Source organism: Rhizobium sp. WSM1274, assembly GCF_025200775.1.
Lineage (GTDB): Bacteria > Pseudomonadota > Alphaproteobacteria > Rhizobiales > Rhizobiaceae > Rhizobium > Rhizobium leguminosarum_I.
This window is the reverse complement of sequence record NZ_CP104139.1, coordinates 290,669-312,763: the sequence shown is the minus strand read 5'-3', so window position 1 is coordinate 312,763 and position 22,095 is coordinate 290,669. Positions and strand designations below refer to the sequence as shown.

The window sequence follows — 22,095 nt, the reverse complement described above, 5'->3', positions numbered from 1 at the left end:
GTCCGGTCTCCAAAAAAAATGCCCGGGCGCAGCCGAAACGGCGCCCGGGCAAAATGCTGCCGATCAGACGATATCGAAACGATCGGCGTTCATGACCTTGGTCCAGGCCGCGACGAAGTCCTTGACGAACTTCTGCTTGGCGTCGGACTGGGCGTAGACTTCGGCAAAGGCGCGCAGTTGCGCGTGCGAGCCGAAGATCAGGTCGACGCGGGTGCCGGTCCACTTGACGTCGTTAGTCTTGCGATCACGCCCTTCGTAAACGCCTTCCTTGCCGGCAGCGGGGGACCACTGCGTGCCCATGTCGAGCAGGTTGACGAAGAAGTCGTTGGTCAGCGTTTCCGGACGGGAGGTGAAGACGCCATGTTCGGGTGCGCCGGCCTTCAGCACACGCAGGCCGCCGACGAGAACGGTCATTTCAGGTCCGGTCAGCGTCAGCAGCTGCGCACGGTCCACCAGGGCCTCTTCCGGCTTCATGAACTGCCGGCCACCGATATAGTTGCGAAAACCATCGGCGCGGGGCTTGAGCGCCGCGAAGGAATGCGCGTCGGTCTGTGCCTCGGAGGCGTCCATACGGCCTGGCGTGAACGGCACGCTGACGGCATGACCGCCGGCCGCTGCCGCTTTCTCGACGCCGGCTGCGCCGGCCAGGACGATCAGGTCGGCGAGCGAGATCTTCTTGGCCCCGGCCTGGGCGGCGTTGAAGTCCCTTTGGACGCCTTCGAGAACGCGGAGGACCTTGGCTAGCTGCGCCGGCTGGTTGACCTCCCAATCCTTCTGCGGGGCAAGACGGATGCGCGCGCCATTGGCGCCGCCGCGCTTGTCGGAGCCGCGGAAGGTCGAGGCGGACGCCCAGGCGGTCGAGACCAGTTCCTGCACGGTGAGGCCGGTTGCTAGCACCTTTGCCTTGAGGTCGGCGATATCCTTATCGTCGACAAGCGGATGATCGACGGCCGGGATCACGTCCTGCCAGATCAGGTCTTCGGCCGGAACCTCCGGGCCGAGATAACGCACCTTCGGTCCCATGTCGCGGTGGGTCAGCTTGAACCAGGCGCGGGCAAAGGCGTCGGCGAACTCGGCAGGATTTTCCAGGAAGCGGCGCGAGATCTTTTCGTAGACGGGATCGAAACGCAGCGCCAGGTCGCTGGTCAGCATGGTCGGCAGATGCTTCTTCGATGCATCATAGGCATCCGGAATGGAGGCGTCGGCGTTCTTGGCCTGCCACTGATGCGCGCCGCCCGGGCTCTTGGTCAGCTCCCATTCGAAAGCGAACAGGTTTTCGAAGAAGTAGTTGCTCCACTGGGTCGGCGTCTGGGTCCAGGTCACTTCGAGGCCGCTACCGATGGCATCGCGACCGACGCCGGTATTGAACTTGCTGATCCAGCCCAGGCCCTGAGCTTCGAGCTCGCCGCCTTCCGGGTCGACACCGACAAACGAGGGATCGCCAGCGCCATGGGTCTTGCCGAAGGTATGCCCGCCGGCGATCAGTGCCACGGTTTCTTCGTCGTTCATCGCCATACGAGCGAAGGTTTCACGGATGTCGCGGGCAGACGCCAGCGGATCCGGAGTGCCGTTAGGGCCTTCCGGGTTGACATAGATGAGGCCCATCTGCACGGCGCCAAGCGGCTCTGCCAGTTCGCGTTCGCCGCTGTAGCGCTCGTCACCCAGCCAGGTACCCTCAGGACCCCAGTAGAGTTCTTCCGGCTCCCAGACGTCGGCGCGGCCGCCGGCAAAGCCGAAGGTCTTGAAGCCCATGGATTCGAGCGCGACATTGCCGGTAAGGATCAGAAGGTCTGCCCAAGAGATCCTGTTGCCGTATTTCTGCTTGATTGGCCACAGCAGGCGGCGGGCCTTGTCGAGGTTCACGTTGTCGGGCCAGCTGTTCAGCGGCGCAAAACGCTGCTGGCCCTGACCGGCGCCGCCGCGGCCGTCGGTGATGCGGTAGGTGCCGGCGCTATGCCAGGCCATGCGGATGAACAGGCCGCCGTAATGGCCGAAATCGGCCGGCCACCAATCCTGCGAATCCGTCATCAGCGCGTGAAGATCCTTCTTCAGGCCGTCGAGATCGAGCTTCTTGAACTCCTCGGCATAGTCGAACGCCTCACCCATGGGATCGGCGCGGCCGGAATTGTGGTGAAGAATCTGCACGTTCAGCTGATTGGGCCACCAGTCGCGGTTGGATCTACCGCGATGCGTATTGCCATGTGCAACAGGACATTTGCCTGCGCTGTCAGTGGGGTTGTCCATGATCGTCTCCTTGATTGCTTGATCTGTCTTCGGTCCAAAAAGATGAGCCGAGCTGGCGCCCCACTCTCTCCCTGAAGTCTTCATATCGGAAGCGCTTCATAAATTTAAGTTGGATTTACTGATCGTCGCGATAAGATGAAGTTATGAAGAACCTTACCCTGAAACAGCTACGGTATTTTGAAGCACTGGCAAGAGATGGCCGCTTCCGGCGCGCTGCCGACGCCTGTGCGATCTCCCAGCCGGCATTGTCAATGCAGATCAAAGAACTTGAGCAAGAATTGGGCGGTGAGCTTTTTGAGCGCAACGCGCGTGAGGTGAAGCTGACCGCCTTCGGTCAGACCGTGGCTCTCAGGATCCGCGATATCCTGCGTGGCGTGGACGAGCTTGCGGAGCTGGCGCGGGCGGCGCGTGATCTCTTCCTGACGCGGCTGCGCATCGGCATCATACCGACGATTGCGCCCTATCTGTTGCCGGCCATCATCAATGACCTGAACAAGAGCTTTGCGGGAATCCAGATCGAAGTGCGCGAAACGCAGACGTCGAAGCTGGTTCAGGAGCTGGCGCAAGGCCAGTTGGACACGGCAATCGTTGCTTTGCCCGTGTCGGAACCCTCCCTGGCAGAACTCGAGCTCTTCAAGGAAGAGTTCGTGCTGGTCCGGCGGCCCGAAGACGAGGGTAAGCCGGTGCCCGAACGCGAGGCGCTTCGCGAAATGCGGTTGCTGCTGCTCGAGGAAGGCCACTGCTTTCGCGATCAGGCCTTGTCGTTCTGCAAGATAGGGCAGGCCCGTCCCCGGGAAGTCATGGAAGGCAGCTCTTTGTCCACCCTGGTCCAGATGGTCAGCGCCGGTATCGGCATCACCTTAATTCCCGAGATGGCCGTTCCCCTCGAAACGCGCTCGGCGCATGTCTCGATCTCCCGTTTTCAGTCTCCGCAGCCGTCGCGAACGATCGGCATGATCTGGCGCAATTCGACGCCCATGGCCAAACAGCTCCAGCAGGTTTCCGAGGCGGTCCGCCGCTCGGCCGAAACCATGCGCGAGCATTATATCGTGCGGTGATGGAGCTTTCATCGTCTCGCGTCAGGATCGCCGCTTGAAGGTGTGCTCCGCTGCCGGAAACTGTCGCGATCGGACCTCTTCGGCATAAGCCGCGGCGGCGGCCGAGATCCTTTTGCCGAGTTCGTCGTAGCGCTTGACGAAGCGCGGGGTGAAATCATTGAAAAGACCCAGAATGTCGTCGGAAACCAGAATCTGACCGTCGCAGGCGGAAGAAGCGCCGATACCGATGGTCGGAACGTGCATGGCGGCCGTCACCTCGCGGGCGAGCGGCTCCACCGTGCCCTCGATTACGACGGCAAAGGCTCCTGAGCCGCCAACGGCGTGGGCATCGCGACGGATTTTCGACGTCTCGTGTTCGGAATGGCCGACGGACCGATAACCGCCTGCGGTTTGGACCTGCTGCGGCATAAGGCCGATATGGCCCATAACCGGAATCCCTCGCTTGGTCAGAAAAGCAATAGTCTCGGCCATCTCCTCGCCGCCCTCCAGCTTGACGGCATCGCAACCGGTTTCCTGCAGGACGCGGACAGCGTTGCGGAAGGCGATCTCCTTGGATTCCTGATAACTGCCGAACGGCATGTCGACCACGACGCACGCCTTGCCGACGCCGCGCATCACCGCCTTGCCGTGCGCGATCATCATCTCGAGCGTGACGCCGATGGTGCTTTCCATCCCGTAGAGCACCATGCCGAGCGAATCCCCGACCAGCAGAAGGTCGCAATGCTCATCGAGCAGCCGCGCCATGGGCGTCGTATAGGCGGTGAGGCAGACGATCGGCTTGCCGCCCTTCATGGCTGAAATGCGCGCTGGCGTGAGGCGCTTCTGAATTCCTGCCGCGCTCATCTGGTCACTCCCTTTCCCGGCAGGCCCCGCCCGCCGACAACCCTGTTGTTCCCGATCATCGGTTGTCACTAACGACCCTGTTGTCGAGAAGCCTTGTCGAGCCGACCCGAACGAAGAGCGCCACGACGACAGGGTCTGTGATCGACGTGACCTTCTGCAGCGTTGAGGCATCCCTGACGGCGACGACCTCGGGCTTTACCAGAGGCTCGCGACTAAGAAACGCCGTGAGCTTTGCCTCGAGTTCCACCGGATCGGCAAGGCCGCCGGCCACCAGACGCTCGGCCTCGTCGAGGGTCTGGGGGACGATCGCCGCGGCACGCCGCTCGACCTCGCTGAGATAGACGTTGCGCGAGGACAATGCGAGGCCATCGCTATCCCTGACCGTTGGCACGGATATCACGCGCACCGGCACGGCGAGATCCTCTACCATGCGCTTGATGATAACGACCTGCTGGTAATCCTTCTCTCCGAAATAGGCGGTCTGCGGCTGCACGATGTTGAACAGCTTGCAGACGACCGTGGTAACGCCGCCAAAATGCCCAGGCCGGACCGCTCCTTCGAGTTCGCGCCCGAGATCGGGAACGTCGACGACAGCAAGCATCGGGTGCGGATACATGTCCTCGACGCCAGGTGAAAAAAGGAAATTGACGCCGGCCTGTCTCAGCATGGCGGCATCGCGTTCCAGGTCGCGCGGATATTTGCTGAGATCTTCCGTCGGACCGAACTGCAGCGGATTGACGAAAATCGAAACGACGACGATGTCGTTCTCGGCGCGAGCGCGCGCGACCAACTCCATATGACCGGCATGGAGATAGCCCATGGTCGGAACAAGGCCGACGGTTCGCCCCTGCCGCCTCAGCGCGTCGAGCGTGTGGCGCAGCTCGTCAATGCTCGAGAAAACCCGCATATATCCTCCCCGGCCGGTCACTCCATCTTGGGCGCGGATATGAAGTGTAATCGATGCGGCAGGTCAATGCATATTTCTCGATAAAAACGATTAGACGCATCGGCGGCTGACCTTTTTGCGGAATAGAACGAGGCTGCCCTCCAGCACGACACCTAAGTACAATTTCCGCTCCGCTCTCGCGGGGCTAGCGTCCCAAATGGACGCAAGGTCGAGTGACACGATTCATTTTCTCATTAACACCGGCCCAAAACGGGTTGACTGTTCACGGGCTTGATAAAACGATACGTAGCGTTTATATGAAGTCAGGTTTCTCGCTCGAAGTGACACGCGGTCCCAAACGAAGGAATGGCGATGGGGCAGTCAACTATCAGATCGAGTCACCTGTGGGCCGTGAAGCCCGAGCGGCAGGATGGCTTGGTAGCTGTCGGCGGAGAAAGCCGGGTTGTTAAAAAACGGACCGTCCTGCGAACGGATGAAAAGATGTCGTGGTCGCGAAAGAAGAACGAAATGGATGAAAGATCTGGAATCAATGTCACTGCCCTGGTGGCCGCGCCTCAGGTAGAGGTCGTCGCGCCTGGACACTCCTTTGCGCCGCCAGTCTTGGCATCTGCGGGGTCACTCATTGTCCCAGTGTCGGCAATCGTCATAGCCCTTGCAGCCGTCGTTGCGGCCGGGGCAAATTGGGATTGGTGGGTTGCAAGACGTGCGGTGCAGTCCACCGAGGACGCTGCAGTTTACGCGGACATATCCTCAATCAGCGCTCGCGTCAGCGGCACCATCGACTTGGTCTCGATCGATGACTATTCCCATGTCAAGGCTGGAGACCTCCTGTTCTCGATTGATCCCAGGCCGTACGAAGTTGCTCTCCGCGCCTCGAAGGCGAAGCTGGATGCAGCTCAGGCGCAGCTTGGGGACAACGACACCCAGCGCTCGTTCCAGCTTACCCAGATCGATGTCGCACTTGCACAGCAGGAGGCCGCGAAGGCGGATGAGATCCAGGCGAGCAAGGAACTGGAACGACAGACACGTCTTGGTATCGACGGCAGGGCAAGCTCGATCCAGACCCTCGAAAAGGCCACTGCGGCGCGCGGGCGTGCATTGGCGAGTTCGAAAACGGCGCGAGCCACAGTCGTTGCCCAACAAGTCAAGCTTGGCGTGCTGTCGAAGCAGCGTGAGGTCCTTGAGGCCAATGTCGACACTGCTGCTGCGGATGTCGCCGCGCGTGAGCTTGAGTTGAGCTACGCCAATGTGCGCGCACCCGTCGATGGCGTGGTCGCCAAACGAAACGCGCAACGTGGAAATTATGTCAGCGCCGGCACAAGCCTGATCTCAATCGTTCCGCTCCCTCAGGTGTATATCCTTGCGAATTATAAGGAAAACCAATTGGGAATGGTCCGGGAAGGACAAGCGGTCGACATATCGGTCGATCTATTGCCCGGGGCAAAGCTGCATGGGACGGTTTCGAGAATTTCGCCCGCAAGCGGATCGACATTCGCGCTGCTGCCATCCGACAACGCGACCGGCAACTTCACGAAGGTCGCTCAACGCCTGACGGTTCGGATCGAACTCGACCCGAACCAGCCGAACTTTGACCGCCTTCGCCCTGGTATGTCGGTTATAACCCATATCTCCACGAAGGCCGACCATCATGTCTAGGATGAATCATCCGAACGACCTGCCACGCCAAGGATTCGTCGCGGTCGCTTTGCTCATGGCGTCCATATTAACTGCCTTTGACATACGTTCAGTAAGCACTGGTTTGCCGGACCTGCGAGGCGCTTTTGGCTTGACCTTTGACGAGGGGGCGTGGCTTGGCACCTTCGCCACCGCTCCACAGATTCTGGCTGCTCCGAGCGTCGGATGGTTGATCGCGGTCTTTGGGGTTAAAAGAGTAATGATCGCGCCGACCATCTTTTATTCCGCAATTTCGTTACTCATACCATTCTCCAGCAACTTCGAAATGCTGGCCGCACTGCACGCCTTAAGAGCGGTTTTGCTCGGCCTGTTCGTCGGCGCGACGCTCATGACGGCTTTTCGAAACATCGACCGAAAATTCTGGATTTTCGCACTGGCATTTTACGTTTTGAGAATCCCATTCGCGCAAAATCTCGGCTTGTATGCGGCCGGAAGCTATACGCAGACGATAGGGTGGCAGTGGCTGTACTGGCAGGGCGCAGTTGTCGGCCCCCTGATTGGCATCCTCTTCTGGTACGGCGGCAAGCCGACGCCGGTCGACCGTGTGCTCCTCAATCGAGCCGACTGGGGTGGAATGGCTATTTTTGGCGTGGCTCTTACGACCCTCTACGTTGCTTTGGACCAAGGCAATCGATTGGACTGGTTTCAATCCGGCTTCATCATCTCGCTGCTTCTCGCCACGGCGTTTCTCGCGTGCATCTTCCTGTGGCACGAGGCTCGCGTACAGTATCCCTGGGCGCACATCTCGATCCTGTTCGCAAGAAACATCGCTCTGGGTTTCGCCGCTATTGGCTGCTTTATGACGGCGAGTCTCGGAAGTTCTCTGTTGGAGCCGAGCTTCTTGATTGCGGTGGCACATTTGCGACCGGAACAAATTGGTGACTTTGCCGCACCTTATGCAATTCTCCTTCTGGCCGGCGCAACTATCGCTGCGGTCGCCCTTGTCCAGACGGTCAAGCAGCGTGCCACGTTGATGATCGGGTTCATCTGCTTCGCTCTATCGGCGTGGCTTGGCACGCAGTTGACCAGCTTGTGGTCGCTGCCGGAGTTCCGGCTGATCGTCATCCTTCAGACGTTCGGTGAAGAAACCGTATTTCTGGCCGCGGTCGCGACGTTGTTCAGCAATGTAAATCCAGCGAGGGCGATATCGCTCACCGCATATGTACAGGTCATGCGATTAATCTGCTCGGAAACTGTCACGACGACGATGAACACCTGGATACGGCAGCGGGAGCAACTGCACTCATATCTTATCGGCTCGCATGTCACGGGTGCGACGCCCGGGTGGAATACGACATTGACGCAACTCGGTTCAGGTTCGGCGGCGCGGGGTGTCGGCGTGCTGGCGGGCTTGGTGCAAAGGGAGGCGAGCGCCCAAGCCTACATTGATGGTTTTTGGATCACCTTTGCGGCCGCGATTGCGGGGCTGGTTGTCGTCTCGCTTATGGCGCCATCCCCCTCTCATCCGCTGACGACACGATAAACGATCCCGCGCCGCCGTATTGGGGTCGCGATTGTCCGTGCATTAGGGAAGTGTCGTCGACGACCAGTCGGTTGCTTTCTTCATGAAGAAGGCGGCGCATGTGCAGCCGTCGTTCGGCATTCAGACGCCAGGAAGCGTTCGCGCTCAATCATCATCCACTCTAAATCAAGGGACTTAACATGGAACCCGCTCATATGCTCCGCTACAAAAGAATTCCCCTCTCCGACGGCGCGACCTCGATTCCGGCATTGGGTTTCGGTACGCTGATTCCCGATCCTGCCACCACCAAACGTGCCGTTGCCGCAGCGCTTGAAGCTGGGTTCCGGCATCTCGATTGCGCGGAACGATATGGCAATGAAGACGCAGTCGGAGAGGCGATGCGCGACGCCCTCGCCGCTGGCACTGTCCGGCGCGAAGATGTATTTGTCACGACCAAGCTCTGGAATACCAATCACCGTCCAGAGCGGGTGCTTGCTGCATTTCAGGCGAGCCTCCGACGTCTTCAGGTCGATTATGTCGACTGTTATCTCATCCACACCCCTTTCGCCTTTCAACCCGGCGACGAGAATGATCCAAGGGACGAACACGGCGAGGTCATTTACGATTCAGGAGTGAGTCTAATCGACACCTGGCGCGCACTTGAGGCGCTTGTGGACAGTGGCAGGTGCAGGTCCATCGGCCTGTCGGATGTTACGCTGGAAAAGTTGAAGGACATTGTCGCGGTTGCGCGGATCAAGCCGGCCGTGGTGCAAGTGGAGTCGCATCCGTACCTGCCGGAATGGGAGTTGCTTGACTTTTGTCGAGAGCACGGGATCGTCCTGCTGGCCTTTGCGGCTCTCGGGCATGGCATGGAGCCCAATCTGCTCGAAGATCCGGTCATTAAGGCAATAGCTCATCGGGTCAATAAGACGCCGGCGCAGGTTGCGCTGGCCTGGGCAGTGCAGCGCGGCACTGCCTTCCTCACCACCTCGGTCACATCCAGCCGGACCAGGGAGAATTTTGATCTTTCCGCATTGCCGGAAGACGCGATGCAGCAGATCCGAGATGGCATAAAGACGAACATCCGCTTCAACGGAGTCGTCGAAACTGGAGTCCCGGGTTTCATTCCTCGGGCCGGTCCAACTCAAGGCAGTCAGTGAGCGGGAGTTTGGCGAGATTTCCGAAACGCTCCTGAGGCGTCCGCCATAGGTTCTTCCCCATTGCCTGTTGATCGGTGACATCGACTTGGGCTACGCCTGAATAATGATCACGACCCCAAATGCTGTCTCGGCAAGAAAACGAACCTCTATCGGATCGCGTCGCAATCCGGAGGCGGAGGCCGCAGTGCTGGCAGCCGCGAGGGAACTCATCTCTGAGAAGGGTTACGCGGGATTTTCTGTCGAAGAAGTCGCGAGAAGAGCTGGAGCGGGAAAGACCACCATTTACAGATGGTACCCCACGAAGGCAGATCTCTTTATCGCGATCTATACGATGGAACGATCGACTTTTGTGACGGTGCCCGACGTCGGGAACTTGGTCGAAGAGCTGGTGCAGTACACGACGAGTCTGTGGCGTTTCTGGTCCTCCCACCCGGCCGGAGCTGCATTGAAGGGATTGATCGCGGAGGCACAAGGCACCGAAGAGGCGTTGGGAGCACTGCGCGACAAGTTCCTTCCGGACCGCACTGCCGACGTGAGGCATATATTGACCAGTGGCGCGGCCCGCGGCGAAATATGCCTCGAGGAGGTCGATGACAAGGTCTCGCTTTGGGTGGGGTTTAGCTGGTTTAAACTTTTGATCGGCGAACTTCATGACGAAGACGCAATTGGGCCTGTCATGATGCAGATCTCGGGTGTCCCACGACACGTTCAGTCCTGAGCGTCGTGCCACCGCCAGCCTTGTCCGGCCTGGCCGAGATTTATGGCCGAACACGGTGAAATTGTCCGTTTTTTCAAGGACTGATCCCAGCAGAGATTGGTTTGCTGCATTCGGTTCCTCGCGAGGAGTCGTTTGGGGGTTGAATTCCTATAGGCTCTCATGTCGCATCCCACCGGCTTGCAGTGGAAACGACGATGTGCGACTTCCGTTGCTCGCCCTGCCGTCAAGAAACCATCACAGTCGGCCGTTATGGACGTTATATGGAGGACGCATGGACAAGCCCTGGAAGATCAGCCGCGGACCGATTGCGGCAACCGAGCTCGACGTGGAGAAGGCAAACGCGATCAATGTGCTGTTGATCCGGCCGGCGGGCGTCCTTCCGGCCAAGGCGGGAGATCCTGTCCTTCCTTTTGCCGTCGGCCTTTTCAACGAACTCCGCCCGCTCCTGAAGCCCGATGCTGGCGTCACGACACTGCGGCGCGCGACCGCGGCCTATGTCCACTGCCGGCGCTACTATTTCGCCAGCGCCCAGCCCGGTTCCATGCGCCATAGTCTTGACGGTGAACCCGTCGAACCACTGTCGTCCGAAGACCGGCTGGTCGCGCAAAAACGCTTCCTGAGCCTCAAGCAGGCCACCGGCAAGACAGACGCGTCCGAGCAGACAGTACCGGTTCCCGCTCCCCTGTTGAGCAAAAGCGAACAGATCCGCGCAGCCCTCCTCGGCAAAAGGAACGCCGCCAGCTAGAGCGGGGTGATATCAGCGTCTCATATCCGGCTTGCCGTCATTGCGGGTACCTGGTCATGCGACCGTTATTCACAAGGGCGACGTAGTCGCTCTCTGAGCTTGGCCGCATCGGGGGCGCGGAAAACGCGCCCCCGGCTGGCGCCGACCGAAGGGGAGGGGCAATCGGCCGGGTCAGTTCAACGGCGCTTCGCCTGATGTGATCCGCTGCTCGTTTCCGGCAAACAGGTGAACCGCATCATGGATTGGCGCAATCCTCAGCACCTCGCCGGGGGCTGCCCTGATCCGTTCCCTGAAGACGCAGGTCAGCGTCTGCGTTCCCAGCCGGACGATGACGAGCGTTTCCGAACCCGTGGGCTCGACGACCACCGTCGTTACCTCGATGCCGCCTCGGTCCAATCGGATATGTTCGGGGCGAATGCCGTAAGTCACGGCTTCAGGCGCACGACGCTCGCTTGGCAGGAGCAGACCGTCGGCGGTTCGAAACCCCTCTTCCGTCATGTTCCCACTGATGAAATTCATCGCCGGGGAGCCGATGAAGCCGGCCACGAAAAGATTGTTCGGACGATCGTACAATTCCAGCGGAGAACCCGACTGCTCGATCAGGCCGTCCTTCATGACGACGATCTTGTCAGCCATGGTCATGGCTTCGATCTGGTCGTGGGTGACATAGATGGTCGTCGCCTGCAGCCGTTGATGCAATTCCTTGATCTCCGAGCGCATCTGCACCCTGAGCTTGGCATCGAGGTTAGACAGGGGCTCGTCGAACAGGAAGACGGCCGGGTCGCGCACGATCGCCCGCCCCATCGCCACACGCTGCCTCTGGCCGCCCGACAGTTGCTTGGGGTATCTCTCCAGGAGACTTTCGAGGCCGAGGATCTTCGCGGCGTTGCCGACCCGCTGATCGATCTCCGTCCTCGGCATTCGTTTCAGCCGCAGCGAAAAGCCCATGTTCTTGGCAACAGTCATGTGCGGGTAGAGCGCGTAGTTCTGGAACACCATGGCGATGTCCCGGTCCTTGGGCGCAAGCTCGTTGACGATATGCTTGCCGATCTGGATCTGCCCCGAGGTGATGCCCTCGAGGCCCGCAATCATTCTCAAAAGCGTGGATTTGCCGCAGCCCGAGGGACCGACCAGAACGACGAACTCGCCGTCGCCGATATCGACCGAGACGCCTTTTATGGCTTTGAACGCGCCGTAATCCTTGCGAGCATTGTTGACCGAAACATGGGCCATTACCGTCCTCCCGAAATTGCCATCAAAGTCCGCTCAGGACGTTTCTCATATAATCGAGGCCGAGGCGCTCGCCGTCTTTCCGCGCGGCTAAGTCCTTGCCCGGCCAGCCATAGGCGGCATCCTCATGTTCGATCGACAGCGTGCCGTCGAAGCCAGCCCTGCTGGCCTGGCGCAGAAACCTCGGCCAATCGATGAGGCCGAGCCCGGGCAGCTTGTATTGCCACCAGCCCTTGCCGTGATAGCCGACAGCCTGCAGCCTCTCCGGATCGATTGCCATGTCCTTGGCATGAAGGATGGCAATGCGATCTTTCACCCCCTCCATCGCCTGATAGGGATCGACGCCGATGCGAATGAGGTGGGAGGGATCGAATTCCAGCCCGAAACGAGGATCGCTGATCCGGTGAAAAAGCTCCTGCCATCCTTTGGGTGTCGTTCCGATGAAATTATCCTTCGGACCCGGCCAGTTCTCGATTGCGATGGTGAGCCCATACGGTTGTGTCTTCGCGATCAGCCCGTTGGCGAAATCGGCGAAGTCATCATAATTGGCTTCGTCGCTTGCGGTGTCGTCCCGGCCCGGGAAGATCACGAAGATCGGGACGCCCGCTTGCCCGATCGCGCTCGCATATTCCGCGGTCGTCTCGCGAAGTGCCGTTCGTTTTCCCCGGTCGGCATCGAGCTGATTGCCGAAATAGGTGATCGACGACACGAAGAGGTCGCGGCTGCGCACCAGCGCGACGGCGGCCTCCACCTGATCCGGCGTCTTGATATGGCCGCCGATGTCGATCTCGATGGCGTCGAACCCGGCCGATGCGGCGAAATCCACCACTTCCCCCAGCGGGCGATCGTTGAATGTCGATGTGTAAAAGCCGATCTTCACCAAAATCCTCCCATCTTCACCAAAATCCCGATCTTCACCAAAATCCCTGGGCCTTGCCGACGTTTCAACTGTTCAGGCGGTCCATGTTCTTGAGTGGCGAGCGTGTGCGTTGAGCAGGGTCAGCCGATGCGAGCATGAGGGCCGCCGCCATCGGCATGACCGCCGCCCCCATGGCAGAGGCATCCTCTCCGAGCGAGGCGCGATGAAGCGAGGGCAGGTTGGGGTCCTCGGCATCGAGATGCTCGTGCACATAACGCAGCAACTCGTCGACGATGCGGATCGGCAATCGGCCGCCGACGAGGACGGCGTCGGGGTCGACGACCATGCCGATATGCTTGACGGCGACGGCCAGATGCGCGCTCATTTCCTTCAGCCACTGCGAAACGAGGCGCCTGCCATGCGCATCCAGCGTCAGGAGATCGTGGGGAACATTCACTTCGACGCCGTTTTTCGCAAGGAAATCATAGAGGAAGAACAGCGAGAATATCTCGCCGAGAAGCTGGACCTTATGGGCCTTCCCGTCACCGCTGTCGGCGATCGGCAGCCAGCCGATTTCACCGCTGAGGCCCATGGCGCCACGATGGCCGTTGCCGTCGAGCACGAGGCCGCCGCCCGGGCATGGATTGATGGCGACGTAGAAGAAGCTGCTACTTTCAGCACCCAGTCCGTAATCGAGTTCGGCCAGGGCTGCGGCATTGGCTTCATTCTCGATGAAGACGGGATGGGGTGTCAGGTTCTCCAGTGCGGTGCGTACATCGAATGCAGTCCATTCCTGATAGGCGTCGGGCTTGCCGAGGAGCGAAATTTCGCCAAGCCAATCCGGCATCGCCAGACCGATACCGGCAAGGCGCGCGTCGTCGATGAGCCGGCTGCGCTGGAAATGCGAAATCGCATCGGCGGTGAGCTGCAGGAATTCCGCCGGCAGGATGAAACGTTTCTCATGATGCACACGGGCGCGGACGTTGCCGACGGCATCGACGGCCAGGATCGTCAGATGGTCGCGATCGATATTGATGCCGATGGCAAAACAGGCATCCGGATTGATTTCGAGTTCGATCGCCGGCTGGCCTCTCAGCCCATGCCTCCGGCGGGCTTCCATGATCAGGCCCTCGTCCAGCAGACGATCGACGATCCGGGCGATTGCCGGTTTGGTAAAACCCGTCCGCCTGGCGATTTCGGCGCGCGAAATCGGCGCCTGGCGATGAATGCAGCGCAGGACGACAGCCCTGTTGTGCTCGCCTGCATCTTCGACATTGGCGCCGGTCAGATCCGGGGACAGCCTGGCGCCGAGTGTCTGGTTCATGCCCGAAATCCTTCCTTGTGCATAAAGACTAAACCGCTCCTCATCCCTTGACCGCGCCGCTGGTCATCGCACCGAGGATCAGCCGTTGGAGCGACAGGAAGGCGACGATTGCCGGAACGACTGCGATCAGGCAGGCGGCGGCAAGCAGTTGGATGGAGGAGTCGGTTTGCATGCCGCGGAAGTTAAAGATCCCGACGCCGATCGGCATCAGATCATTTTTCGTGAGCAACAGAAAAGGCACCAAAAATTGCGACCAGCCGGCAATCACAGTGATGATGAAGACGGAGGCTATGCCCGGCGCCGATAATGGCAGAATGATCCGCCAGAAGACGGAAAACCTGTTGCAGCCGTCGATCATGGCCGCTTCGTCGAGGCTGCGCGGGATGCCGTCGACCGAACTCTTCAGAAGCCAGGTCGCCAGCGGAACGCCAAGCGCGATATACACCATGACCACGGCAAAATGCGTATCCAGTAGCCCCAGACGGTTCATGTAGCGGTAAAGCGGCACCATGATCACAAGTGGCGAGATCATCTGGAAGAGCAGCAGCCCCATCATCGACAGGCCCTTGCCCCGGAATTGAAAGCGGGAAAAAGCGTATGCGGCAGGCAGAGCGACGATCAGGACGCCCAGTCCGCTGAGGGCGGCAAGCTTGAGGCCGTTCCAGAGATAGATCGGAAAGTAGCTGTTGTTCAAGACGGTGATGAAATTGTCGATGGTCGGATTGTTTGGAATATATCGCGCCGCGCCGCGATAGATCTCGCGCTTGTCACGCATTGCCATCGACAGGAGATAGGTGAGGGGGCCGGCGAAGAACACGAACATTACCAGCATGAAAAGATAGCTCATGGCATCGCCGAGCCGTGTTCCGGTCCGTCCGTTCATTGCTCTTCCTCCTTCGGCAGGAACGACGCATAGATAAAGGCGAGCCCGAGGCTGATGATCAGCATGAGCACGGAGAGCACGCTGCCGCCGGACAGGTCGTAGTTTCTAAAGACGATATTGAAGACGTAGAGCGAAATGACCTCGGTCGCGCGCCCCGGACCGCCGCCCGTCAGCGTGATGATCGCATCGAAGGTATTCACCGTCTGGATCGTAATGAGGATCATGTTGACGAGGATTGCCGCGCGCAGCTGCGGAAGCGTGACGAAGAAAAACTGCTGCGATGCCGTCGCGCCGTCGACCTCGGCGGCTTCATAGAGTGAGGGATCGATCGACTTCAGCGCCGCATACATGACGACCATCGAAAATGCCGTGCCGCGCCATATGTTGGAGATGAGGGTCGACCACGGCGCAATAGCAGGGTCCGAGAGCCAGGCGACCGTCGGCATGTGCATCAATCTTAGAATGCTGTTCAACGCACCATAAGGCGCTTCGGAAAAAAGCATCTGCCAGATGATACCGCCGGCGATTCCGGGGACCACCCACGCAACTAGCGCCGTTGTCCTCAAAATGGTGGTGCCGAACAGCCCACGCTTCTCACCGCGGATAACCACGACGGCGACTGCAAGGCCTAAAATCTGCTGACCGATGACGCTGCCGCCGACGAAGATCAAGGTTGCCCATAATATGTCTGGCAGCTGCGGCGAGCTCAACGCATTAGTGATCGACCCCAGCGTATAATCCTGATTGTCGCCGATCAGCGTGGCATTGGTGAATGAAAGCCTGAAAACGTCGATGACGGGGTAAAGGTAGAAGATGCCGATGACGATGATCACGGGCATGATCCAGGGCAGCGGCGCACCGGCGAAACGGCGCATGAACGATCTGCTTTGAGGCGGGCTGTCAACCTCGATGGCAATGGGGCTCATTAAGCTTCTCTGTCCGGGTTGGCTCGCGCATCGGCCCGAAATCGGAATCGATTTTCGGAAAGCACGATGCGTAGATTCAACGTGTTCCAGCGTCCTTTTGCGCGTGAAAAGGCGCGCGACGCTGTAGGTCGACGGCGCCTAGCGGGCAGGCGCCGTCACAGTCGGAAACACTAGAGACGCTTGTAAGCCTCCAGCGCCGCGTTAAAGGCGGCATTCAAGGCGTCTTCCGGCTTTTTGGTCCCGGAGAGAACGTCGCCCATCATGATCTGGATCTGGTTGGAGATTTCAGGATAGATCGGCACACCCGGGCGCGCCTGTCCGTCAACCAGAGCCTTGGCGAAGGTCTTGTTGGCTTCGGTGGAGAAGACCTCATATTTGTCGAACAGTGATTTCCTGGTCGGCAACTGCTGCTGCAGCGCGTTTGCCGGCCCCATATAGACCTCGCGTGCGAGGTTGGCGCACATCTCGACCTTGTCCTTGTCCTTGCTGAAGGAGGCGATCGTCCAGCCGCCGGTGCCGGTCGAACGCTGATCGGCGGTAGGGCCGGGAATCGGCGAGAAGGTCCATTTGTTGAACTCGTCCTCGTCGAGCGTGGCCTTCAGCTGCGCATATTGCCAGTTGCCGCCGATGAAGAGCGCCGTCGTCGCCGCTGCGGCCGCAGCATTCATATCGTCGTAGTTCGCGATCGTGCTGACGCGTTTGGGCGCGGCACCCGAATCGACGAGATCCTTGAAATAGTTCAGCGCCTTCAGGAATTTCTCCTTGTTTTCGCCTTCGCCGAAGACTGGCTTGCCCGAGTCGTCGACGAGCTTGCCGCCCAGCGCCCAATAATTCGCGAGCCAGTCGAACGTCGTCCCTTCCCAGCGCCCGCCATTGAAGAGAACACCTTCCATGCCTTCCTTGGTGGAGGCGAGCGCGGCCTTTTTCAGGTCGTCCCAGGTCTGCGGCGCATCGGCAACGATCGACTTGTTGCGGTAGAGCACACGAAGGTCCGTATCCCACCACCAGGCGCGGACGGTCTGGTCCTTATCGGTGATGCCGCTGCGAATGAAGGGAAACAGGTCGTCCACTTCCTCCTTGGAAAAATACGGCGTGAAGTCCGCAAGCACATGATTGACCATGAACTGCGAGAGGACGAAGGAGTCGACAGCAGCGCAGTCAGGCGCGTTGCCGGCCTTGGCCTGCTCCAGCATCTTGGCCTGTTCGGTACCGATGTCCGAGGACATGAATTGCATCTGCAATTTCCAGTCCGGATGCTTCTTGATGAAATCGACGAAGAGCTTCTGGTAGCCCTCGGCGATCGCCGGATCCGAATTGTTGGGACTGTCGTTCGTCAGACGGACGACGAGGGATTTTGGCGCATCGGCAAGGCCGATCCTGTCTTTCGTGGCAAGTTCCTGGGCAAATGAAACGGATGCTGAAAACAACATAGTGCTCAGCGCAAATGCGCTGACGGTGGCGCTCTTCATGATGGGTCTCCTCCCCATTTGAACGGATACAGCCTGGCGGTCAGTTGACCTCTCCTCATTTCCGTGCTGCATTAATTAGATTAAGTTACTTTGATTTGATGTCAAGCCACAGCTTGGGAGCCAGAACCTGGGAGGTTGAGATGCTGGCGACAATCAACAGCAGCTAGCGCAGAGTTCCGGAAAATCGAGATCGATTTTCGGAAAAGGATCTGCGTCGTGAAGGTGATGGAGCGTCCCGCGGGACGCGCGGCGCATCCACCGCAATTTTCCTGAAGAAGAGCACGAGGCAATCGCTGACGGCTGCGATGGCGTGAGTGCGGTTTTGCCCCGGCTCAACTGAGGCGGGACGTCAATTCCATGGAGGATAAGATGCGTTTACTCATTCTCGGTACCGGCGGAATGGCCAACCAGCATGCCGCCAACTTCAAGGCGATCGAAGGCGTCAGTGTCGTGGGCGGCGTCGATGTCGTCCCGGAAAGGCTCGCGGCCTTTTGCACCGAACATGGCATCGCCAATCATTTCATTACCCTCGAGGATGCTCTCGCCTGGGGCGAGTTCGACGCAGTGGCGAACGTCACGCCGGACCGCATTCATTACCCGACGACGCTGCAGGCAATCGCCGCCGGTAAGCACGTCTTCTGCGAAAAACCGCTTGCCACCGATGCCATCAAGGCCATGGAGATGACCGAGGCCATCGAGCGATCGGGCAAGGTCGGCATGGTCAATTTCACCTACCGCAACTCGCCCGCTCTTCAGAAGGGCCGGCAAATGGTGCTTGCCGGCGAAATAGGGCAAGTGCGCCACGTCGAGGCGTCGCATCTGCAAAGCTGGCTGGTCGGCCGCCACTGGGGCGACTGGAAGAGCGAAAGCAAATGGCTGTGGCGGCTGAGCAAAAAACATGGATCCAACGGCGCGCTCGGCGATATCGGAATTCACATCGTCGATTTCGCGTCCTATGGTTCAGGGCTCGACATCGCCCATGTCTTCGCCCGGCTGAAGACCTTCGACAAGGCACCGGACCATAGGATCGGCGAATATGATCTCGACGCCAACGACAGTTTCACGATGAATGTCGATTTCGCCAATGGCGCAATTGGGACGATCCAGGCGACGCGGACGGCGGCCGGACAGATGGATCAGCTGCGCCTCAGGGTCTATGGCGAAACCGGCTCGATCGAGATGATCTACAATACCGGAAAATCGACGCTACGCGCCTGTCTTGGAGAGGACGTGCACACGGCGACCTGGCGCGACGTCCCCTTCGATCCGGTCGAGACGAACTATCAGCGTTTCGTCCAGGCCGTGCGGGCGGGCAGGACCCAGGAACCCTCGTTCCGGCGGGCGGCCAATATCCAGAAAGTCCTGGACAAGGCGCTGGCCTCCGATCTCAGCCACGCCGATGAAGCGCTCGCCTGACCCGGCCATCAGGCCGAAGCCGGCGGCAGCAGCAAAGTGTTGAGGAAGGGCAGGAGTGCTGCACCGAGCGCAACGCCGCCGCCGCTGAAGCTCGCGGGTTTCATCGGCGAAATCCAGGGGGTCAGCAATGGTCTCGTCGAGGTGTCGCGCCGCTCGATCGAAAGCTGATGGATCAGCGCTTCGATCACGCTCTGCGGCAGGTCGCTGCCGATCATGACAACGCTCGGGGCGAGAAAACCGGCCATGGCGATGATCGGGTCGAGCAGATGGCCCGCGGCTTCCCGTATCCATTGCGACAGTGAGGGCAAGGAGAATTCCTCTCCTTGCAGCAGGCGGGTGAATGCCTGGTCGCCGATCCGTGATCTCAGGGATTCGAAACCGACGACGGTGTTCAATTGGACATTGTCTGGACCCGTCAGCATTTCGCCGATGCTGCCTGCCCGGCCATGCACGCCGGAATAGGGAATACCGCGAATGAGAAAGCCGGCCTGAACGTCGTCGTCGACGATGATCATCGCCAGTCCGCCTTCCCTGCCGAAGCTGCCGATCGTGCGTTCCGCGAGAAGGCTCGCCGTGCATTCGTTCTCGACATAGGGACGCGCGATCGTCGAGATTGCGGCGATCTGCTCGCTTTGATCGTCTGTCCAGTCGTTGGCGGCGATGCCGAACCCGATGATCGGCAGGGCGGCGTGGCGATCGACCATATCCCTGACGGCCGCGTGCACTAGGCCGACTTTGTCGGCGGGGTCCAGGCCGAAATAGACCCGGTCGTGCACCTGGCCGCTGAGATCGATGAGCACCATCTCGCCACGCCTCTGGCGAAGCTTGACGCCGACCGAGAAGGCGCCCTCCGGTCGAAGCGCGAATTCCGTGGCGGTTGCGCCACCCCCGATTCCATTGCGGCGGTTTGACGTGACGAGTTTTTCTTCCGCCAGCCGCCGCAGAATATTGGTGATGCCGGGCCCGGTCAGGCCGCAATGCCGGCCAAGCTCCATCCGCGTCAACGGGCCATGGCGGCGGATCGCCTCCAGAATGACGCGAATATTCCGGTCGGCGATCTCGCCCGACCTCAGACCCACCGTTTTGGCGCGCGGACCGCCCATCTCCTGAGTATGAAGCCGACGCGGCCCTGACCGAAGATACCGCATGACCGTCTTTCCTAGAGCACTATTCGGTTGTGTATCACGCTTGCAGGTGTTCGTAACAATTTTCCAGCAGATGCCTGTAACGAAGGGCCGCGGCTCTACGCAGCTAAGATGTGCTCGGAATTACTTGCGTGGAGAGTTGAGTTCAACCGATGACTGATGAACATTCTCCCGCCGCCGACCGCGACCCAAACGCCACCCAGCCAATTCTCGTACTGCAAGCGAGCCTTAGATACCTCTTCATGTTCCTTGGCGTCATGGCGCTCCCTTTCGTCTACCTCTCACTTATCGCCCTTGGGCAGATCGAAATGAGCAGAGCTATGAGCGGTGTCGGAGATGGCCTGTTCGCGATCCTGTTCCTCGTCGTCATCATTTATGTTGCGGCAAAGGCTCGGCAGGAAAGCCCGCAATGGTGATCGGGCTCGACGGTATCGCTGGTCAAAAGCTGCCGAAGCTCATCCATTGGTTAATGATCGGCGTTGATATCCCTCAAGCCGGGCAAGCGGGATTTATCCGGAATTAGGTAGCAACTGCCACCAGAGAAGGAATTACTTGGAGCGGGGATCGCTACTAGGTTCTTCGAGGTCGAAATCGTCGTCCATCCCAACGCCTGGCGGACGTTCGCGGCCGTGACGGATCGCGAATATTGAAATCTCGTCGCCCCGAATCTCATAATCAACGAGATATGGTCCCATGACAAAGCGTAAAACTCCAGGAACGGGAACCTCGTCGTTGAACTTTCCCATCTCCGGAAAGCGGTTGAGTCCTTGCCTAAGCCGCTTGATGTCATCAGCAAATTGTTGAGCTGCTCTGGGACTTCCCGATTTAAGATATTTCGCTTCGCGCGTTACGTATTCTCGTGCCTTAGGAGAGAGGGTGACTTTCAAGCAGCCGCTCCCTTGACGATCGCATCGACTTCGTCAATCACGTCGTCAAGATCATGCCCCAGCCCGTTTTCAATATCTCGCCTTGCCTGAGCGAGTTCGATAATCTCGCGCCCCTCTGCGGCTAGATATGATTTCAGAGCACGGACGAAGACCCAGCTTCGGCTGCGATCGCATATTTCAGCGATCTCTTCGATTTCAGATAGCACGTCCAGCGGCAGCCGCATGGTGATTGGATCTGACAGCTCACGTCCTGACATCGTTTTTTCCTGCTTTTGTAATACAGGGAAGATAGCTCATCGGCCGGCTAACGTCAAATTCAATGACCGATCAACCCTTGGCGGACACCCTGGAATGGCCCGCGCCATGTTCAGGTCCATAGGCATACGACGACGCTGATCTTCCGCACGCCGACCTCGGCGACGTCCTGTCGTATCGCGTAACCTTCAAGGGCCTGAACATGGCGACCAATCTGCCGTCCGTCATTCCGCCGCAGAACTCCATCTCCTCTGAATTGGAGGCACTCCGGAGGGTCGAAATATTGGGGCAACCAGCACTTCCTGCTGTCGTCCTACTGCCGGAGCTTTACGCTAAAGAAACCTCCGTACATTCGACGAGGAGCGGCCCTACAAGGCCTTCTGCTTTATCCCCCTGGCCGGATACGGAAGGAAAGCCGACCTGCGACCGCTGCTCACACTCGAACTGCTGGGAGATCCGGCGCCGCCGTTTCAAATGTCAGGCTTGCCGACGCGAGTTCTCGGTTACGACCGGAACGGTCTTCCGCGGCCGAACACGCTTGGCTCCGTGCCGGGATCATATTCCGGCTCGTATGTCCGCATGATGACGACGAAAGCGGCCTGCTGCTGCTCCAGCGCAGCAAGCTCCAACCGCAGCTCCTCAATCCTCAAGCGGATCTCGGCCTGTTTCCGCTTCAATTCGTCTGCAACAAGGACCATGCACAATTACTCCCTAGAATCACACCGATCCTATGGGTTCAGCAGGCCGAAGTCTGATGGCAGTTGCTACCTAATTGCGGATTTATCTACGTGACTGTGCGCAAAGATGCTGATCCGGAGATGCTCGAACAATTGCGCAAGCGTCAGCCTCTTGAAAGGACCGTCGCGATA

Annotated in this window: 20 protein-coding genes and 1 pseudogene; 8 read left to right on the top strand and 13 right to left on the bottom strand. The window is 59.4% G+C overall.

The genetic code is table 11. The features are described 5' to 3' along the window. Nucleotides 1–63 precede the first annotated feature (63 nt). The gene (gene katG, locus N2600_RS25710) at nt 64–2,244 is read right to left on the bottom strand and encodes a catalase/peroxidase HPI (RefSeq protein WP_260299289.1); all 2,181 of its coding nucleotides are present in this window, start codon (nt 2,242–2,244) and stop codon (nt 64–66) included. A 143-nt stretch (nt 2,245–2,387) separates the two neighbouring features. Here katG and N2600_RS25705 point away from each other — a divergent pair, with 143 nt between their 5' ends. After that, complete coding sequence (locus N2600_RS25705) at nt 2,388–3,302, top strand: hydrogen peroxide-inducible genes activator (protein ID WP_260299288.1); 915 nt, start codon at nt 2,388–2,390, stop codon at nt 3,300–3,302. A gap of 21 nt (nt 3,303–3,323) precedes the next feature. Here N2600_RS25705 and panB read toward each other — a convergent pair whose 3' ends face one another. Together panB and panC are read right to left on the bottom strand one after the other, a co-directional pair. After that, the gene (gene panB, locus N2600_RS25700; RefSeq protein WP_260299287.1) at nt 3,324–4,145 is read right to left on the bottom strand and encodes a 3-methyl-2-oxobutanoate hydroxymethyltransferase; all 822 of its coding nucleotides are present in this window, start codon (nt 4,143–4,145) and stop codon (nt 3,324–3,326) included. After that, a pseudogene (gene panC, locus N2600_RS25695) lies at nt 4,142–5,052 on the bottom strand (pantoate--beta-alanine ligase). The gene panB and the pseudogene panC overlap by 4 nt, the downstream one beginning before the upstream one ends. A 414-nt stretch (nt 5,053–5,466) precedes the next feature. Here panC and N2600_RS25690 point away from each other — a divergent pair. From N2600_RS25690 to N2600_RS25670, 5 genes are all read left to right on the top strand, one after another. After that, nucleotides 5,467–6,708 (top strand): HlyD family secretion protein, encoded by a 1,242-nt coding sequence (locus N2600_RS25690; RefSeq protein WP_260299286.1) that lies wholly within the window; start codon nt 5,467–5,469, stop codon nt 6,706–6,708. Then, nucleotides 6,701–8,230, top strand: coding sequence for an MFS transporter (locus N2600_RS25685; protein WP_260299285.1), 1,530 nt, complete (start codon nt 6,701–6,703; stop codon nt 8,228–8,230). The genes N2600_RS25690 and N2600_RS25685 overlap by 8 nt, the downstream gene beginning before the upstream one ends. Before the next feature lie 194 nt (nt 8,231–8,424). Continuing rightward, a complete protein-coding gene (locus N2600_RS25680) occupies nt 8,425–9,369 on the top strand; it encodes an aldo/keto reductase (protein ID WP_260299284.1) in 945 nt (314 codons plus the stop codon). 184 nt (nt 9,370–9,553) lie between these two features. Next, a complete protein-coding gene (locus N2600_RS25675; RefSeq protein ID WP_260059629.1) occupies nt 9,554–10,087 on the top strand; it encodes a TetR/AcrR family transcriptional regulator in 534 nt (177 codons plus the stop codon). A 271-nt stretch (nt 10,088–10,358) separates the two neighbouring features. After that, nucleotides 10,359–10,832, top strand: coding sequence for a ProQ/FinO family protein (locus tag N2600_RS25670; RefSeq protein ID WP_260299283.1), 474 nt, complete (start codon nt 10,359–10,361; stop codon nt 10,830–10,832). A gap of 171 nt (nt 10,833–11,003) precedes the next feature. Here N2600_RS25670 and N2600_RS25665 read toward each other — a convergent pair whose 3' ends face one another. The 6 genes from N2600_RS25665 to N2600_RS25640 form a co-directional block, all read right to left on the bottom strand. Continuing rightward, entirely contained in the window at nt 11,004–12,065 is a 1,062-nt protein-coding gene (locus tag N2600_RS25665; RefSeq protein ID WP_260299282.1) for an ABC transporter ATP-binding protein, read from the bottom strand. 22 nt (nt 12,066–12,087) lie between these two features. Then, nucleotides 12,088–12,942, bottom strand: coding sequence for a sugar phosphate isomerase/epimerase family protein (locus tag N2600_RS25660; RefSeq protein WP_260299281.1), 855 nt, complete (start codon nt 12,940–12,942; stop codon nt 12,088–12,090). Between the two features lie 64 nt (nt 12,943–13,006). Continuing rightward, the gene (locus N2600_RS25655) at nt 13,007–14,245 is read right to left on the bottom strand and encodes an ROK family transcriptional regulator (RefSeq protein ID WP_260299280.1); all 1,239 of its coding nucleotides are present in this window, start codon (nt 14,243–14,245) and stop codon (nt 13,007–13,009) included. Nucleotides 14,246–14,285: 40 nt separating this feature from the next. Then, a complete protein-coding gene (locus N2600_RS25650; RefSeq protein ID WP_012755199.1) occupies nt 14,286–15,128 on the bottom strand; it encodes a carbohydrate ABC transporter permease in 843 nt (280 codons plus the stop codon). Next, nucleotides 15,125–16,054 (bottom strand): carbohydrate ABC transporter permease, encoded by a 930-nt coding sequence (locus tag N2600_RS25645; RefSeq protein WP_162115877.1) that lies wholly within the window; start codon nt 16,052–16,054, stop codon nt 15,125–15,127. Before N2600_RS25645 ends, N2600_RS25650 begins: the two co-directional genes overlap by 4 nt. A gap of 170 nt (nt 16,055–16,224) precedes the next feature. Then, nucleotides 16,225–17,523 carry an ABC transporter substrate-binding protein gene (locus N2600_RS25640; RefSeq protein ID WP_162115876.1) on the bottom strand — a complete coding sequence of 433 codons (1,299 nt, stop codon included), beginning with the start codon at nt 17,521–17,523 and terminating at the stop codon, nt 16,225–16,227. 369 nt (nt 17,524–17,892) lie between these two features. Here N2600_RS25640 and N2600_RS25635 point away from each other — a divergent pair, with 369 nt between their 5' ends. Then, nucleotides 17,893–18,939 carry a Gfo/Idh/MocA family protein gene (locus N2600_RS25635; RefSeq protein ID WP_260299279.1) on the top strand — a complete coding sequence of 349 codons (1,047 nt, stop codon included), beginning with the start codon at nt 17,893–17,895 and terminating at the stop codon, nt 18,937–18,939. An 8-nt stretch (nt 18,940–18,947) separates the two neighbouring features. Here the strand turns inward: N2600_RS25635 and N2600_RS25630 are convergent, their stop codons facing one another. Further along, a complete protein-coding gene (locus tag N2600_RS25630; RefSeq protein ID WP_260299278.1) occupies nt 18,948–20,087 on the bottom strand; it encodes an ROK family transcriptional regulator in 1,140 nt (379 codons plus the stop codon). Between the two features lie 149 nt (nt 20,088–20,236). Here N2600_RS25630 and N2600_RS25625 point away from each other — a divergent pair, with 149 nt between their 5' ends. Then, complete coding sequence (locus N2600_RS25625) at nt 20,237–20,500, top strand: hypothetical protein (RefSeq protein WP_260299277.1); 264 nt, start codon at nt 20,237–20,239, stop codon at nt 20,498–20,500. Between the two features lie 132 nt (nt 20,501–20,632). Here the strand turns inward: N2600_RS25625 and N2600_RS25620 are convergent, their stop codons facing one another. From N2600_RS25620 to N2600_RS25610, 3 genes are all read right to left on the bottom strand, one after another. Then, a complete protein-coding gene (locus N2600_RS25620; protein ID WP_260299276.1) occupies nt 20,633–20,971 on the bottom strand; it encodes a type II toxin-antitoxin system RelE/ParE family toxin in 339 nt (112 codons plus the stop codon). Next, nucleotides 20,968–21,228 (bottom strand): CopG family ribbon-helix-helix protein, encoded by a 261-nt coding sequence (locus N2600_RS25615; RefSeq protein WP_162115873.1) that lies wholly within the window; start codon nt 21,226–21,228, stop codon nt 20,968–20,970. Before N2600_RS25615 ends, N2600_RS25620 begins: the two co-directional genes overlap by 4 nt. Nucleotides 21,229–21,729: 501 nt before the next feature. Further along, nucleotides 21,730–21,924 carry a hypothetical protein gene (locus N2600_RS25610; RefSeq protein WP_260299275.1) on the bottom strand — a complete coding sequence of 65 codons (195 nt, stop codon included), beginning with the start codon at nt 21,922–21,924 and terminating at the stop codon, nt 21,730–21,732. Nucleotides 21,925–22,095 lie beyond the last annotated feature (171 nt).